Below are 16,695 nucleotides of genomic sequence, written 5' to 3'. Positions count from 1 at the left end.
GATCGACTCCGTTACTTGTCCGCAACCTTGACAGTGATATGGCAAGACCGCTTGACGATGCGATCAGCGCGGCCTTTGGCACGCGGCATGATGCGCTTCAGCGAACGCCCTTCGTTGACGAAAACGGTGGAGACCTTCAGGTCATCAACGTCTGCGCCTTCGTTATGCTCGGCGTTGGCTACGGCCGACTCGAGGACTTTCTTCATGATTTCAGCGGCTTTTTTGCTGCTGAAAGCCAACAGGTTGAGCGCTTCGCCCACCTTCTTCCCGCGGATCTGGTCGGCGACCAAGCGGGCTTTCTGGGCGGAGATTCGAGCGCCCGACAACTTAGCGGCTACTTCCATTTCCTTACCCCTTAACGCTTGGCTTTCTTGTCAGCCACGTGCCCACGATAAGTGCGGGTACCGGCAAACTCGCCCAGTTTATGGCCGACCATGTCTTCGTTCACGAGAACTGGGACGTGTTGGCGACCGTTGTGTACCGCGATGGTCAGACCGACCATTTGTGGCAGGATCATGGAACGGCGCGACCAGGTCTTAACTGGTTTGCGATCGTTCTTTTCCGCCGCCACTTCGATCTTCTTCAGTAGGTGAAGATCGATAAAAGGACCTTTTTTCAGAGAACGTGGCACTGTCGTATCCCTCTATTTACTTGCGACGACGGACGATCATGTTGTCGGTACGCTTATTACCACGAGTCTTCGCGCCCTTAGTCGGGAAGCCCCATGGCGATACCGGATGACGACCACCGGAGGTACGACCTTCACCACCACCATGTGGGTGGTCAACCGGGTTCATGGCAACACCACGAACGGTTGGGCGAACGCCACGCCAGCGTTTGGCACCAGCTTTACCCAGCGAACGCAGGCTGTGCTCGGAGTTCGAGACTTCACCCAGGGTCGCACGGCATTCAGCCAGGACTTTACGCATTTCACCAGAGCGCAGACGCAGGGTCACATAGACACCTTCGCGAGCGATCAGCTGAGCCGAAGCACCAGCGGAACGAGCGATCTGTGCACCTTTGCCCGGCTTCAGTTCGATGCCGTGAATGGTGCTACCCACTGGGATGTTGCGCAGTTGCAGGGAGTTGCCTGGCTTGATTGGAGCCAGAGCGCCTGCGATCAGCTGGTCGCCAGCAGCAACGCCTTTAGGGGCGATGATGTAGCGGCGCTCGCCGTCTGCGTAGCACAGCAGTGCGATGTGAGCAGTACGGTTTGGATCGTATTCGATACGCTCGACAGTGGCGACGATGCCATCTTTGTCGTTGCGACGGAAATCGACCATACGGTAATGCTGCTTATGACCACCACCTACGTGACGAGTAGTGATACGGCCATTGTTGTTACGACCACCAGACTTCGATTTCTTCTCGAGCAGCGGTGCGTGAGGAGCGCCTTTATGCAGCTCCTTGTTGACCACCTTGACCACGAAACGGCGGCCAGGGGAAGTCGGTTTGCATTTAACGATTGCCATGATGCACCCCTTCCTTACTCAGCACTGCTGCTGAAATCGAGATCTTGGCCTGGCTGAAGCGAAACGATCGCTTTCTTCCAGTCATTGCGCTTGCCCAGACCACGTGCGGTACGCTTGGTTTTACCCAGAACGTTTACAGTCGACACGTTTTCGACTTTTACGCCGAACAGGCCTTCGACAGCTTTCTTGATTTCCAGCTTGGTTGCGTCAGTAGCAACCTTGAATACGAACTGGCCTTTTTTCTCAGCCAGAACGGTAGCCTTCTCGGAAACATGCGGGCCAAGGAGGACTTTAAATACGCGTTCCTGGTTCATCCCAGCAGCTCCTCGAATTTCTTCACGGCCGACACAGTGATCAACACTTTGTCGTATGCGATCAGACTGACCGGATCGGAACCCTGTACGTCACGTACGTCGACGTGCGGCAGGTTACGAGCAGCCAGGTACAGGTTCTGATCAACAGCGTCCGAAACGATCAGAACGTCGCTCAGACCCATGCCGTTCAGCTTGTTCAGCAGGTCTTTGGTTTTCGGTGCTTCAACAGCGAAGTCCTGAACCACGACCAGACGGTCGGTACGCACCAGCTCAGCGAGGATGGAACGCATTGCTGCGCGGTACATCTTCTTGTTGAGCTTCTGCGAGTGATCCTGAGGACGAGCTGCGAAAGTGGTACCGCCGCCACGCCAGATTGGGCTACGGATAGTACCGGCACGAGCACGGCCAGTGCCTTTCTGACGCCATGGGCGCTTACCGCCACCAGCAACGTCGGAACGGGTTTTCTGCTGCTTGGTGCCCTGACGGCCGCCGGCCATGTAGGCCACGACTGCTTGGTGTACCAGCGTCTCGTTGAATTCGCCGCCGAAAGTCAGTTCGGAAACTTCGATCGCTTGAGCGTCATTTACATTTAGTTGCATGTCAGCTTCCCCTTAACCGCGAGCCTTGGCAGCCGGACGCACAACCAGATCGCTGCCAGTTGCGCCTGGAACGGCACCCTTGACCAGCAACAGATTGCGTTCAGCGTCGACGCGCACTACTTCGAGGGACTGAACGGTCACGCGCTCGGCGCCCATGTGACCGGACATTTTTTTGCCCTTGAATACACGACCAGGAGTCTGGCACTGGCCGATAGAGCCCGGGACGCGGTGGGAGACGGAGTTACCGTGGGTGTTATCTTGACCGCGGAAATTCCAGCGCTTGATGGTACCGGCAAAGCCTTTACCCTTGGACTGGCCGGTAACGTCTACCAGCTGACCTGCAGCGAAGATTTCAGCGTTGATCGAATCACCGGCCTGGAACTCACCTTCTTCAAGGCGGAATTCCCAGACACCGCGACCCGCGGCAACGTTCGCCTTGGCGAAGTGACCTGCTTGAGCAGCAGTCACGCGCGAAGCGCGACGCTCACCGACAGTGACTTGCACTGCACGATAGCCATCGGTTTCTTCAGTTTTGAACTGGGTGACGCGATTCGGCTCGATCTCAATGACCGTGACCGGAATGGAGACACCTTCTTCGGTGAAAATACGGGTCATACCGCATTTACGACCGACTACACCAATAGTCATGTTGTAAACCTCATGAGTGTACGGGGCTTTCACCCGCTATGGCCGCCCATTTCAGAGCGTTACACGACTAAGACCGTGTCTTAGCCGAGGCTGATCTGCACTTCCACACCGGCCGCAAGATCAAGCTTCATAAGAGCATCAACGGTTTTATCCGTTGGCTGGACGATGTCCAGTACGCGCTTATGAGTACGGATCTCGTACTGGTCACGCGCGTCTTTGTTGACGTGCGGGGAGACCAGAACGGTGAACCGCTCTTTACGGGTAGGCAGTGGAATTGGACCACGCACTTGAGCACCAGTACGTTTCGCGGTTTCCACGATTTCCTGGGTGGATTGGTCGATCAGGCGATGGTCAAAAGCCTTCAACCTGATACGGATTTGCTGATTTTGCATTGGATTTCAGACTCCAGGCTGCTATTCCCACCGGGCGCACTACGCCCGTTAAAAGGAGGCGTGATTCTATAGAGGGCCCCACTGAGTGTCAACCCAATAAAAAAGCCCCCGCTGAGCGGGGGCCTTTTTAAGCGATCAACGATTACTCGATGATTTTGGCTACGACGCCGGCGCCGACGGTACGACCGCCTTCACGGATAGCGAAACGCAGACCATCTTCCATCGCGATGGTTTTGATCAGGGTAACAGTCATCTGAATGTTGTCACCTGGCATTACCATTTCAACGCCTTCTGGCAGCTCGCAGTTACCAGTCACGTCAGTAGTACGGAAGTAGAACTGTGGACGGTAGCCTTTGAAGAACGGAGTGTGACGACCGCCTTCTTCTTTGCTCAGAACGTAAACTTCTGCGGTGAACTTGGTGTGCGGCTTGACCGAACCTGGCTTGACCAGAACCTGGCCACGCTCAACGTCGTCACGCTTGGTGCCGCGCAGCAGCACGCCGCAGTTCTCGCCAGCACGACCTTCGTCCAGCAGCTTGCGGAACATCTCAACACCGGTGCAGGTGGTGGTGGTGGTGTCACGCAGACCAACGATTTCCAGGGCGTCTTGAACGCGGACGATACCACGCTCGATACGACCGGTAACAACGGTACCACGACCCGAGATCGAGAATACGTCTTCGATTGGCATCAGGAACGGCTTGTCGATAGCGCGCTCAGGCTCTGGGATGTAGCTGTCCAGAGTCTCAACCAGCTTCTTGACAGCGGTGGTGCCCATTTCGTTGTCGTCTTTGCCTTCCAGCGCCATACGAGCCGAACCGATGATGATCGGGGTGTCGTCGCCTGGGAAGTCATAGGTGGACAGCAGGTCGCGAACTTCCATCTCGACCAGTTCCAGCAGCTCAGCGTCGTCTACCAGGTCAGCCTTGTTCAGGAAGACCACGATGTACGGAACGCCAACCTGACGGGACAGCAGGATGTGCTCACGGGTTTGTGGCATCGGACCATCGGCGGCCGAGCAAACCAGGATCGCGCCGTCCATCTGGGCAGCACCGGTGATCATGTTCTTCACGTAGTCAGCGTGACCTGGGCAGTCGACGTGAGCGTAGTGACGAATGTTCGAGTTGTACTCGACGTGTGCGGTGTTGATGGTGATACCGCGAGCTTTCTCTTCTGGAGCGCTGTCGATCTTGTCGAATTCGACGACGGCCGAACCGAAAACTTCGGAGCAGACGCGAGTCAGAGCTGCGGTCAGAGTGGTTTTACCGTGGTCAACGTGACCGATGGTGCCAACGTTGACGTGCGGAAGGGAACGATCAAATTTTTCTTTAGCCACGACAGTGAACCTCTTGCCTAAAGGGCTGGATTAGCCTTGTTTTTTAACGAGTGCTTCGACGATATTCGACGGAGCTTCGGCGTATTTGGAGAATTCCATGGAGTAGCTCGCGCGACCCTGAGACATGGAACGAACGTCGGTCGCATAACCGAACATTTCTCCGAGCGGAACTTCAGCACGGACAACCTTGCCGGACACCGAATCTTCCATACCCTGGATCAGACCACGACGACGGTTCAGGTCACCCATCACGTCACCCATGTAGTCCTCAGGGGTCACAACTTCTACCTTCATGATCGGCTCAAGCACTTTACCGCCGCCTTTGGCTGCGAGTTGCTTGGTCGCCATGGAGGCCGCCACCTTGAACGCCATCTCGTTGGAGTCGACGTCGTGGTAGGAACCATCAAACACGGTAGCCTTCAGGCCGATCAGCGGATAGCCGGCAACGATGCCGTTCTTCATCTGCTCTTCGATACCCTTCTGGATCGCCGGGATGTATTCCTTAGGAACCACACCACCTACAACCTCGTTGGTGAATTCCAGGCCTTCGGTGATGTTGCCTTGTGCGTCCACTGTTGGCTGCGAGAAGCGAATCCAGCAGTGACCGAACTGACCGCGACCACCGGACTGACGAACGAACTTACCTTCGATCTCGACGTTGTCCTTGGTGATCTGCTCGCGGTACGAAACCTGTGGCTTACCAATGTTGGCTTCGACGTTGAACTCGCGCTTCATGCGGTCAACGAGGATGTCCAGGTGAAGCTCACCCATACCGGAGATGATGGTCTGGCCGGTTTCTTCGTCGGTTTTGACGCGGAACGACGGGTCTTCCTGAGCCAGCTTGCCCAGTGCGATACCCATCTTTTCCTGGTCTTGCTTGGTCTTCGGCTCAACAGCTACCGAGATCACAGGCTCCGGGAAGTCCATACGCTCGAGGATGATCGGCTTGTCGGCGTTGCACAGGGTGTCACCGGTGGTGACGTCCTTCATGCCGATCAGAGCAGCGATGTCGCCTGCCAGTACTTCTTTGATTTCTTCACGCTGGTTGGCGTGCATCTGCACCATACGACCAACGCGCTCTTTCTTGCCCTTGACCGAGTTGATCACGGAGTCGCCGGACTGCAGCATACCCGAGTAAACGCGGACGAAGGTCAGAGTACCCACGAACGGGTCGGTGGCAATCTTGAACGCCAGAGCCGAGAACGGCTCGTTGTCGTCGGCATGACGCTCGTCGTAGTCGGCGTCAACCAGCTCTTCTTTCGGCTTCTCGATCAGATCAGGGTGGATACCCTTGATCGCCGGGATTTCGGTCGGAGCAGGCAGGAAGTCGATAACGGCGTCGAGAACCAGGGGAACGCCCTTGTTCTTGAACGACGAACCGCAGACAGCCGGAACGATCTCGCTGGCCAGGGTGCGCGCGCGCAGACCGGCTTTGATTTCTTCGACGGTCAGCTCACCTTCTTCAAGGTACTTGTTCATCAGCTCTTCGTTAGCTTCGGCAGCGGCTTCGACCATATTGGCGCGCCACTCTTCAGCCAGCTCCAGCATATCGGCAGGAATTTCTTCCTCGCGATAAGTGGTGCCTTTGTCGTCGTCGTTCCAGTAGATAGCCTTCATCTTGATCAGGTCGACCTGACCCTGGAAGTTATCTTCCGAACCGATGGCCAGCTGAACAGGAACCGGGGTGTGACCCAGACGGTTCTTGATCTGACCTACGACGCGCAGGAAGTTGGCACCGGCACGGTCCATCTTGTTCACGTAAACAACACGTGGAACGCCGTACTTGTTGGCTTGACGCCATACGGTTTCGGACTGTGGCTCAACGCCGGAAGTGCCGCAGAACACAACGACCGCGCCGTCGAGTACGCGCAGCGAACGTTCTACTTCAATGGTGAAGTCAACGTGGCCGGGGGTATCGATGACGTTTACGCGGTAGTTGTCATACTGGCCACGGGAACCCTGCCAGAAGGTGGTAACAGCAGCGGAGGTAATGGTAATACCCCGCTCCTGCTCCTGCACCATCCAGTCGGTGGTCGCGGCGCCGTCATGCACCTCGCCCATCTTGTGGCTCAGGCCTGTGTAGAACAGGATCCGCTCGGTAGTGGTAGTTTTGCCCGCGTCAACGTGCGCGCAAATACCGATGTTACGGTAGCGGTTGATTGGTGTAGTACGAGCCATAGAGCCCTCGCAAAAATAGTGATGCCAGAATTAGAAGCGGTAGTGCGAGAACGCTTTGTTGGCTTCGGCCATACGGTGTACGTCTTCACGCTTCTTGACTGCAGCACCTTTGCCTTCAGCAGCATCCAGCAGCTCGCCAGCCAGGCGCAGAGCCATGGACTTCTCGCCACGCTTGCGGGCGTAGTCTACCAACCAGCGCATTGCCAGGGCGTTACGACGGGATGGACGAACTTCAACAGGAACCTGGTAAGTGGCACCGCCAACACGGCGCGACTTAACTTCGACCAGCGGAGCGATGGCGTCGAGAGCTTTCTCGAAGATTTCCAGGGGATCGCTGTTCTTGCGTTCTTTAACCTTGTCCAGTGCACCGTAAACGATACGCTCGGCAACGGCTTTTTTGCCGCTTTCCATTACGTGGTTCATGAACTTGGCGAGGATCTGGCTTCCGTATTTTGGATCGTCCAGAATCTCACGCTTGGCTGCTACACGACGTCTTGGCATTGATAAGCCCTCAAACGGTCTTCAGGTTAGCCCGGGACAGTGCCCCTTAAGGGTGCGTGCCCGACCTTACTCTTATCGACTCAATAAAATTGATAACTGCAAACTGCGACAAACGGCCGATTACTTCGGACGCTTGGTACCGTACTTCGAACGACCTTGGTTACGACCTTTGACGCCGGAGGTATCCAGGGAGCCGCGAACGGTGTGGTAACGAACACCTGGCAAGTCTTTTACACGACCGCCACGGATCAGTACGACGCTGTGCTCTTGCAGGTTGTGGCCTTCACCGCCGATGTACGAGGAAACCTCGAAACCGTTGGTCAGACGCACACGGCAAACTTTACGCAGTGCCGAGTTAGGTTTTTTCGGCGTGGTGGTGTACACACGGGTGCACACGCCACGACGTTGCGGGCAGTTCTGCAGCGCAGGAACGTCGGATTTCTCGACGATACGCTTACGCGGCTGACGTACCAGCTGGTTGATAGTTGCCATCTACTAGCTCCACTGTTGTCTTGCGACGCTATTGTCTTGCAAGAAAAGCAAAAATTGGCAGGACGGAGTCCCACCAAATTTAGGGGTACAAGAGTCTAAAGAGGATCTTGCCCCCAGTCAAGACAAGGCCCCGGCCCTCCCCTTCCAGTCATCGGCAACAAATTATGTCGCCGATGGCCAAAACAGGTTTGCCGGGGCCCTATCCTACTTTCAGTTACCGCTGGAATTCAGCGCTTCGGTCAGTGCGGCTTCCACCTCACTGGCACTTACGCGCAGCGGTTTGTCGGCATCACGGCGACGCTTGCGCTCGCTGTGGTAGGCCAGACCGGTACCGGCCGGGATCAGACGACCCACGACCACGTTTTCTTTCAGGCCGCGCAGGTAATCGCGCTTGCCTGTTACCGCCGCTTCGGTCAGTACGCGGGTGGTTTCCTGGAAGGAAGCCGCCGAGATGAACGATTCGGTGGACAGCGAGGCCTTGGTGATACCCAGCAGTACGCGCGAGAACTTGGAGATGAACTTGTCATCTGCGCCGAGACGCTCGTTCTCTACCAGTACCTGGGTCAGTTCCATCTGGTCGCCCTTGATGAAGCTGGAATCGCCGGACTCGGTGATCTCAACTTTACGCAGCATCTGACGCAGGATGGTCTCGATGTGCTTGTCGTTGATCTTCACGCCTTGCAGACGGTAAACGTCCTGAATCTCGTTGACGATGTACTTGGCCAGCGCGCTTACACCCAGCAGACGCAGGATGTCGTGCGGATCGCTTGGACCGTCGGAGATAACTTCGCCGCGGTTAACCTGTTCGCCCTCGAAGACGTTCAGGTGACGCCACTTCGGAATCAGCTCTTCGTACGGATCGCTGCCATCGTTCGGGGTGATGACCAGACGGCGCTTGCCCTTGGTCTCTTTACCGAAGGCGATGGTGCCGCTGACTTCAGCCAGAATCGAGGCTTCTTTCGGACGACGGGCTTCGAACAAGTCGGCAACCCGTGGCAGACCACCGGTGATGTCACGGGTCTTCGACGTTTCTTGCGGGATACGCGCGATAACGTCACCGACGCCGATCTGGGCACCGTCAGCCACACCAACCAGGGCGTTCGCCGGCAGGAAGTACTGAGCCGGTACGTCGGTACCTGGCAGCAGCAGATCCTTGCCATTGGCGTCGACCATCTTGATTGCAGGGCGGATTTCCTTACCTGCAGCCGGACGGTCTTTGACGTCCAGAACCTCAATGTTGGTCAAACCAGTCAATTCGTCAGTCTGACGCTTGATGGTGATGCCTTCTTCCATGCCCACGAAGGTCACGGTACCTTTCATTTCGGTAACGATCGGGTGGGTGTGCGGGTCCCACTTGGCGACGATTGCGCCAGCGTCGACCTTGTCGCCTTCCTTCACGGAAATGACCGCACCGTAAGGCAGCTTGTAACGCTCACGCTCACGACCGAATTCGTCGGCAATCGCCAACTCACCGGAACGCGATACGGCAACCAGGTTACCGTCGGCACGCTCAACCTGTTTCAGGTTGTGCAGGCGAACCATACCGCCGTTCTTCACCTGGACGCTGTCGGCAGCCGAGGTCCGGCTTGCAGCACCACCGATGTGGAACGTACGCATGGTCAGCTGGGTACCCGGCTCACCGATCGACTGGGCAGCGATAACGCCGACAGCTTCACCGATGTTCACCTGGTGACCGCGAGCCAGGTCGCGACCGTAGCACTTGGCGCAGATGCCGTAGCGGGTTTCGCAGCTGATCGGCGAACGCACGATCACTTCGTCGATGCTGTTCAGCTCGATGAATTCGACCCACTTCTCGTCGACCAGGGTACCAGCCGGAACGATAACGTCGTCGGTGCCTGGCTTGAACACGTCACGGGCGATAACACGACCCAGTACACGCTCACCCAGTGGCTCTACAACGTCGCCGCCTTCAATGTGCGGCGTCATCAGCAGGCCTTGCTCGGTGCCGCAGTCGATCTCGGTAACCACCAGATCCTGGGCAACGTCTACCAGACGACGAGTCAGGTAACCGGAGTTCGCGGTTTTCAGCGCGGTATCCGCCAGACCCTTACGAGCACCGTGAGTCGAGATGAAGTACTGGAGTACGCTCAGACCTTCACGGAAGTTCGCGGTGATCGGCGTCTCGATGATCGAGCCGTCCGGCTTGGCCATCAGACCACGCATACCGGCCAGCTGACGAATCTGAGCTGCCGAACCCCGGGCACCGGAGTCAGCCATCATGTACATCGAGTTGAAGGACTCTTGCTCGACTTCGTCGCCGTTGCGGTCGATGACTTTCTCTTTCGAGAGGTTGGCCATCATCGCTTTGGAAACTTCGTCGTTCGCCTTGGACCACAAGTCGATGACTTTGTTGTACTTCTCGCCCTGGGTTACCAGGCCGGAGGCGTACTGGCTCTCGATCTCTTTCACTTCGTCGGTAGCGGTACCGATGATGCGGGCTTTTTCATCCGGGATAACGAAGTCGTTAACACCGATGGAAACGCCGGAGATGGTCGAGTAGGCAAAACCGGTGTACATCAGCTGGTCAGCGAAGATCACGGTCTCTTTCAGACCAACCACGCGGTAGCACTGGTTGATCAGCTTGGAGATCGCCTTTTTCTTCATTGGCTGGTTGACCACGTCGTACGACAGACCTGGCGGTACAACCTGGAACAGCAGCGCACGGCCGACAGTAGTGTCGACGATACGGGTGTTCTTGACGCTGCCGCCATCACGATCGTTTACGGTTTCGTTGATACGAACCTTGATCTTGGCGTGCAGGGCAGCTTCGCCGGCGCGGAATACGCGGTCGACTTCCTGCAGGTCGGCGAACACGCGACCTTCGCCCTTGGCGTTGATGGCTTCACGGGTCATGTAGTACAGACCCAGTACAACGTCCTGCGACGGAACGATGATTGGCTCACCGTTGGCTGGCGACAGAATGTTGTTGGTCGACATCATCAGCGCGCGCGCTTCGAGCTGGGCTTCCAGCGTCAGCGGCACGTGAACGGCCATTTGGTCACCGTCGAAGTCGGCGTTGTACGCAGCACAGACCAGCGGGTGCAGCTGGATAGCCTTACCTTCGATCAGTACCGGTTCAAAGGCCTGGATACCCAGACGGTGAAGGGTCGGCGCACGGTTGAGCAGTACGGGGTGTTCGCGAATCACTTCGGCGAGAACGTCCCAGACCTCTGGCAGCTCGCGCTCGACCATCTTCTTGGCGGCCTTGATGGTGGTCGCCAGACCACGCATTTCCAGCTTGCCGAAAATGAACGGCTTGAACAGCTCGAGAGCCATTTTCTTCGGCAGACCGCACTGGTGCAGACGCAGGGTCGGACCTACGGTAATTACCGAACGGCCGGAGTAGTCAACGCGCTTACCGAGCAAGTTCTGACGGAAACGACCTTGCTTACCCTTGATCATGTCGGCCAGGGATTTCAGAGGACGCTTGTTCGAGCCGGTGATGGCACGACCGCGACGGCCGTTATCCAGCAAGGCGTCGACCGCTTCCTGCAGCATGCGCTTTTCGTTGCGCACGATGATGTCCGGCGCGGACAGGTCGAGCAGGCGCTTCAGACGGTTGTTACGGTTGATCACCCGACGATACAGGTCGTTCAGGTCGGAAGTCGCGAAGCGACCGCCATCCAGCGGAACCAGTGGACGCAGGTCTGGCGGCAGAACCGGCAGAACGGTCAGGACCATCCACTCAGGCAGGTTGCCCGAGCCCTGGAAGGCTTCCATCAGTTTCAGACGCTTGGACAGCTTCTTGATCTTGGTTTCCGAGTTGGTCTGCGGAATCTCTTCGCGCAGGCGACCGATCTCGTGCTCCAGGTCGATAGCGTGCAGCAGCTCGCGGACAGCCTCGGCACCCATGCGGGCGTCGAAGTCGTCACCGAACTCTTCCAGCGCTTCGAAGTACTGCTCGTCGTTGAGCAGCTGGCCTTTTTCCAGGGTGGTCATGCCCGGGTCGATAACGACATAGCTCTCGAAGTAGAGAACGCGCTCGATATCACGCAGGGTCATGTCCATCAGCAGGCCGATACGGGACGGCAGCGACTTCAGGAACCAGATGTGGGCAACCGGCGAAGCCAGTTCGATGTGCGCCATGCGCTCACGACGAACCTTGGCCAGGGCGACTTCAACGCCGCACTTCTCGCAGATCACGCCGCGGTGTTTCAGGCGCTTGTACTTACCGCACAGGCACTCGTAGTCCTTGACTGGGCCAAAGATCTTGGCGCAGAACAGGCCGTCACGCTCGGGTTTGAACGTACGGTAGTTGATGGTTTCCGGCTTTTTAACTTCACCGAACGACCACGAACGGATCATCTCAGGCGAGGCCAATCCGATACGGATGGCGTCGAACTCTTCGACTTGACCCTGGTTTTTCAGCAAATTCAGTAGGTCTTTCAAGGCCTTTCCTCCTGGCGGAGCAGGGAGCGGGCTTTTCAGCCACGCTCCCGATTCGCGTCACGTGTTATTCGGTTTCCAGATCGATATCGATACCGAGCGAACGAATCTCTTTGATCAACACGTTGAAGGACTCGGGCATGCCCGGCTCCATACGGTGATCGCCGTCCACGATGTTTTTGTACATCTTGGTCCGACCGTTCACGTCGTCCGACTTCACTGTGAGCATTTCTTGCAGGGTGTATGCCGCGCCGTATGCTTCCAGCGCCCACACTTCCATCTCCCCGAAACGCTGACCACCGAACTGCGCCTTACCACCCAGCGGCTGCTGGGTAACCAGGCTGTAAGAACCAGTGGAACGCGCGTGCATCTTGTCGTCCACCAAGTGGTTCAGCTTGAGCATGTACATGTAACCAACGGTCACATGACGCTCGAACTTGTTGCCGGTACGACCGTCGAACAGCTGCATCTGACCGCTTTCTGGCATGTCTGCCAGCTTCAGCATGGCCTTGATCTCGCTTTCCTTGGCACCGTCGAAGACTGGAGTGGCCATTGGCACACCGCCTTTGAGGTTCTTCGCCAGGTCCAGGATTTCCTGGTCGGAGAAGGTCTCCAGTTGTTCCTGACGACCACCGATCTCGTTGTAGATCTCGGTGAGGAACTTGCGCAGCTCGATGACCTTGCGCTGCTCTTCGAGCATGCGGTTGATCTTCTCGCCCAGACCTTTGGCCGCCAGGCCCAGGTGGGTTTCGAGGATCTGACCGACGTTCATACGCGATGGTACGCCCAACGGGTTGAGGACCACGTCGACCGGAGTACCGTTGGCGTCGTGCGGCATGTCTTCGACCGGCATGATCACCGAGACCACACCTTTGTTACCGTGACGGCCGGCCATCTTGTCGCCCGGCTGGATGCGGCGACGGATTGCCAGGTAGACCTTGACGATCTTCAGTACGCCCGGTGCCAGGTCATCGCCCTGCTGCAGCTTGCGCTTCTTGTCTTCGAACTTGTCGTCCAGCAGACGGCGACGATCAACGATGTAGGCCTGGGCCTTCTCGAGCTGCTCGTTCAGCGCGTCTTCGGCCATGCGCAGTTTGAACCACTGGCCGTGCTCCAGACCGTCCAGGACTTCGTTGGTGATCACAGTGCCTTTCTTCAGGCCTGCACCACCGTCGACAACCTGGCCGTTCAGGGCCGAACGCAGACGTTCGAAGGTTGCGCCTTCGACGATGCGGAACTCTTCGTTGAGGTCCTTGCGGATCTCGTCCAGCTGCATCTTCTCGATGGACAGCGCACGACTGTCGCGCTCGACGCCATCACGGGTGAAGACCTGCACGTCGATGACAGTACCTTTGGTGCCGGTAGGCACGCGCAGGGAGGTGTCTTTAACGTCGCTGGCTTTCTCACCGAAGATTGCGCGTAGCAGTTTTTCTTCCGGAGTCAGCTGGGTTTCGCCTTTTGGCGTGACCTTGCCGACCAGGATGTCGCCAGCGCCAACTTCAGCACCAACATAAACGATACCGGCTTCGTCCAGCTTGTTCAGCGCAGCTTCACCGACGTTCGGGATGTCCGCGGTGATTTCCTCTGGGCCAAGCTTGGTGTCACGGGCCACACAGGTCAGTTCCTGGATGTGGATCGTGGTGAAGCGGTCTTCCTGAACAACACGCTCGGACAGGCAGATGGAGTCTTCGAAGTTGAAGCCGTTCCACGCCATGAACGCGATGCGCATGTTCTGACCCAGCGCCAGTTCACCCATGTCGGTGGACGGGCCGTCGGCCATGATGTCGCCACGCTGAACCGCGTCACCCTTGTTAACCAGCGGACGCTGGTTGATGCAGGTGTTCTGGTTCGAACGGGTGTATTTGGTCAGGTTGTAGATGTCGACACCGGCTTCACCGGTTTCAACTTCGTCATCGGCAACGCGAACAACGATACGGCTGGCATCGACAGAGTCGATCACGCCGCCACGACGGGCCACGACGCAAACGCCGGAGTCACGGGCAACGTTGCGCTCCATGCCGGTACCGACCAGCGGCTTGTCGGCGCGCAGGGTTGGTACAGCCTGACGCTGCATGTTCGAACCCATCAACGCACGGTTGGCGTCGTCGTGCTCGAGGAACGGAATCAGCGACGCTGCAACCGAAACTACCTGCTTCGGCGAAACGTCCATCAGGGTGACGTCTTCCGGCGCCTTGACGGTGAATTCGTTCAGGTGACGAACAGCTACGAGCTCATCGATCAGGTGCTTCTTCTCGTTCATCGTGGCCGAAGCCTGGGCGATGACGTGATCAGCTTCTTCGATCGCCGACAGGAACACGATGTCGTCGGTAACCACGCCCTCTTTCACCACGCGGTACGGGCTTTCCAGGAAGCCGTACTGGTTGGTGCGAGCGTATGCCGCCAGGGAGTTGATCAGACCGATGTTCGGACCTTCAGGGGTCTCGATCGGGCACACGCGGCCGTAGTGGGTCGGGTGTACGTCACGGACTTCGAAGCCTGCGCGCTCACGGGTCAGACCACCAGGGCCGAGTGCAGAGACACGACGCTTGTGGGTGATCTCGGACAGCGGGTTGTTCTGGTCCATGAACTGCGAGAGCTGGCTGGAGCCGAAGAACTCTTTCACCGCCGCCGCAACCGGCTTGGCGTTGATCAGGTCCTGAGGCATCAGGCCTTCGCTTTCTGCCATCGACAGACGCTCTTTGACCGCGCGCTCTACACGCACCAGGCCAACGCGGAACTGGTTCTCGGCCATCTCGCCGACACAGCGGACGCGACGGTTACCGAGGTGGTCGATGTCGTCGACGATGCCTTTGCCGTTACGGATGTCGACCAGGGTCTTGAGGACCTCGACGATATCTTCCTTGCTCAGCACGCCCGAACCTTCGATCTCGGTGCGACCGATACGACGGTTGAACTTCATGCGGCCTACGGCCGACAGGTCGTAACGCTCGGCGCTGAAGAACAGGTTGTTGAACAGGGTCTCGGCGGCATCCTTGGTTGGCGGCTCGCCAGGACGCATCATGCGATAGATCTCGACCAGCGCTTCCAGTTGGTTGCTGGTGGAGTCGATCTTCAGGGTATCCGAGATGAACGGACCGCAGTCGATGTCGTTGGTGTACAGGGTCTCGATGCGAACAACCTGGGCCTTGGCGATTTTCACCAGGACGTCGGTGCTCAGCTCGGTGTTGCACTCAGCCAGGATCTCGCCGGTAGCCGGGTGCACGATCGCCTTGGCGGTAGTGCGGCCCAGGACGTATTCCAGCGGCACGTCCAGCTGCTTGACGCCAGCTTTTTCCAGCTGGTTGATGTGGCGAGCAGTGATACGACGACCTTGCTCGACAATGACCTTGCCGGTTTCGTCATGGATGTCCATGACCGCAACTTCACCACGCAGGCGCTGAGGCACCAGCTCCAGGCTGAGCTTCTCGCCCGACACGTGGAAAACGTTGGTGGTGTAGAAAGCGTCCAGCACTTCTTCAGTGCTGTAGCCCAGCGCGCGCAGCAGAACCGACGCAGGCAGTTTGCGACGACGGTCGATACGGACGAATACACAGTCTTTCGGATCGAATTCGAAGTCCAGCCACGAGCCGCGGTAAGGAATGATCCGCGCCGAGTACAGCAGTTTGCCAGAGCTGTGCGTCTTGCCGCGGTCGTGATCGAAGAACACGCCCGGCGAACGGTGCAGCTGGGAAACGATAACACGCTCGGTACCGTTGATTACGAAGGTACCGTTTTCAGTCATCAGGGGGATTTCACCCATGTAGACTTCTTGCTCTTTGATGTCCTTGATCGCTTTGTTCGACGATTCTTTGTCGAAAATGATCAGGCGGACTTTTACCCGCAGCGGCACCGCGTAGGTCACGCCACGCAATACGCATTCTTTGACATCAAAAGCCGGTTCGCCCAGACGATAGCCAACGTACTCCAGGGCAGCATTGCCGGAGTAGCTGATGATCGGGAAAACCGATTTGAAGGCCGCATGCAGGCCCACGTCGCGGAACTGATCTTTGGTCGCTCCCGCTTGCAAGAATTCACGATACGAATCCAGCTGGATGGCCAGGAGGTAAGGCACATCCATGACGTCCGGCAACTTGCTAAAGTCCTTGCGGATACGTTTTTTCTCAGTGTATGAGTAAGCCATCAGCGTTCCCCAGCTTGGTCACCTGCTTGTTTGGCTTCTCCCGACGGGAGCAGCCAGAAAATCGTGCAAACCCCTTGGTTTGCGCCACCATCATTGGTGGTTGCAGCTCGTTATCAGCGCCGACCTGGTCAGCTGCCAATAACGGAAAAAGGCCGGTGGCAAGAGCCACCAGCCATCAGCCTTTCGCTTGTCGCTCGGGCTGGAGACGCACAGTC

13 protein-coding genes are annotated in these 16,695 nt (G+C 57.4%); all 13 read right to left on the bottom strand.

What is annotated here, in order from left to right; genetic code table 11:
• Positions 1-11: 11 nt before the first annotated feature.
• Positions 12-344 (bottom strand): 50S ribosomal protein L22, encoded by a 333-nt coding sequence (gene rplV / locus BLR26_RS06020; protein WP_003103908.1) that lies wholly within the window; start codon positions 342-344, stop codon positions 12-14.
• Positions 345-355: 11 nt separating this feature from the next.
• Complete coding sequence (rpsS, locus tag BLR26_RS06015) at positions 356-631, bottom strand: 30S ribosomal protein S19 (RefSeq protein WP_002555486.1); 276 nt, start codon at positions 629-631, stop codon at positions 356-358.
• Between the two features lie 16 nt (positions 632-647).
• Complete coding sequence (rplB, locus tag BLR26_RS06010; protein ID WP_038606161.1) at positions 648-1,472, bottom strand: 50S ribosomal protein L2; 825 nt, start codon at positions 1,470-1,472, stop codon at positions 648-650.
• Between the two features lie 14 nt (positions 1,473-1,486).
• The gene (rplW, locus tag BLR26_RS06005) at positions 1,487-1,786 is read right to left on the bottom strand and encodes a 50S ribosomal protein L23 (RefSeq protein ID WP_010220306.1); all 300 of its coding nucleotides are present in this window, start codon (positions 1,784-1,786) and stop codon (positions 1,487-1,489) included.
• Positions 1,783-2,385 carry a 50S ribosomal protein L4 gene (rplD, locus tag BLR26_RS06000; RefSeq protein ID WP_010220305.1) on the bottom strand — a complete coding sequence of 201 codons (603 nt, stop codon included), beginning with the start codon at positions 2,383-2,385 and terminating at the stop codon, positions 1,783-1,785. Before rplD ends, rplW begins: the two co-directional genes overlap by 4 nt.
• 12 nt (positions 2,386-2,397) lie before the next feature.
• A complete protein-coding gene (rplC, locus tag BLR26_RS05995; RefSeq protein WP_010220304.1) occupies positions 2,398-3,033 on the bottom strand; it encodes a 50S ribosomal protein L3 in 636 nt (211 codons plus the stop codon).
• 80 nt (positions 3,034-3,113) lie between these two features.
• A complete protein-coding gene (gene rpsJ / locus BLR26_RS05990) occupies positions 3,114-3,425 on the bottom strand; it encodes a 30S ribosomal protein S10 (RefSeq protein WP_003186070.1) in 312 nt (103 codons plus the stop codon).
• Positions 3,426-3,567: 142 nt separating this feature from the next.
• On the bottom strand, positions 3,568-4,761 hold the full coding sequence (gene tuf, locus BLR26_RS05985; protein WP_010220303.1) for an elongation factor Tu: 1,194 nt from the start codon (positions 4,759-4,761) through the stop codon (positions 3,568-3,570).
• Between the two features lie 30 nt (positions 4,762-4,791).
• Positions 4,792-6,939, bottom strand: coding sequence for an elongation factor G (gene fusA, locus BLR26_RS05980; protein WP_045202252.1), 2,148 nt, complete (start codon positions 6,937-6,939; stop codon positions 4,792-4,794).
• A gap of 30 nt (positions 6,940-6,969) precedes the next feature.
• On the bottom strand, positions 6,970-7,440 hold the full coding sequence (gene rpsG / locus BLR26_RS05975; protein ID WP_008089143.1) for a 30S ribosomal protein S7: 471 nt from the start codon (positions 7,438-7,440) through the stop codon (positions 6,970-6,972).
• Positions 7,441-7,560: 120 nt separating this feature from the next.
• On the bottom strand, positions 7,561-7,932 hold the full coding sequence (gene rpsL, locus BLR26_RS05970; protein WP_003186084.1) for a 30S ribosomal protein S12: 372 nt from the start codon (positions 7,930-7,932) through the stop codon (positions 7,561-7,563).
• Positions 7,933-8,142: 210 nt separating this feature from the next.
• A complete protein-coding gene (gene rpoC, locus BLR26_RS05965; protein WP_045202248.1) occupies positions 8,143-12,342 on the bottom strand; it encodes a DNA-directed RNA polymerase subunit beta' in 4,200 nt (1,399 codons plus the stop codon).
• 64 nt (positions 12,343-12,406) lie between these two features.
• On the bottom strand, positions 12,407-16,480 hold the full coding sequence (rpoB, locus tag BLR26_RS05960) for a DNA-directed RNA polymerase subunit beta (RefSeq protein ID WP_045202245.1): 4,074 nt from the start codon (positions 16,478-16,480) through the stop codon (positions 12,407-12,409).
• Positions 16,481-16,695: the final 215 nt, after the last annotated feature.

The sequence above is a fragment of the Pseudomonas sp. UC 17F4 genome, from assembly GCF_900101695.1.
GTDB lineage: Bacteria > Pseudomonadota > Gammaproteobacteria > Pseudomonadales > Pseudomonadaceae > Aquipseudomonas.
Note: the sequence above shows the minus strand (reverse complement) of the source record. Positions and strands in the feature narration are given on the sequence as shown.

Coding starts and splice junctions, on each gene's coding strand:
- rplV (WP_003103908.1), bottom strand. CDS start 344: ATGGAAGTAGCCGCTAAGTTGTCGGGCGCTCGAATCTCCGCCCAGAAA.
- rplB (WP_038606161.1), bottom strand. CDS start 1,472: ATGGCAATCGTTAAATGCAAACCGACTTCCCCTGGCCGCCGTTTCGTG.
- rplW (WP_010220306.1), bottom strand. CDS start 1,786: ATGAACCAGGAACGCGTATTTAAAGTCCTCCTTGGCCCGCATGTTTCC.
- rplD (WP_010220305.1), bottom strand. CDS start 2,385: ATGCAACTAAATGTAAATGACGCTCAAGCGATCGAAGTTTCCGAACTG.
- rplC (WP_010220304.1), bottom strand. CDS start 3,033: ATGACTATTGGTGTAGTCGGTCGTAAATGCGGTATGACCCGTATTTTC.
- rpsJ (WP_003186070.1), bottom strand. CDS start 3,425: ATGCAAAATCAGCAAATCCGTATCAGGTTGAAGGCTTTTGACCATCGC.
- fusA (WP_045202252.1), bottom strand. CDS start 6,939: ATGGCTCGTACTACACCAATCAACCGCTACCGTAACATCGGTATTTGC.
- rpsG (WP_008089143.1), bottom strand. CDS start 7,440: ATGCCAAGACGTCGTGTAGCAGCCAAGCGTGAGATTCTGGACGATCCA.
- rpsL (WP_003186084.1), bottom strand. CDS start 7,932: ATGGCAACTATCAACCAGCTGGTACGTCAGCCGCGTAAGCGTATCGTC.
- rpoB (WP_045202245.1), bottom strand. CDS start 16,480: ATGGCTTACTCATACACTGAGAAAAAACGTATCCGCAAGGACTTTAGC.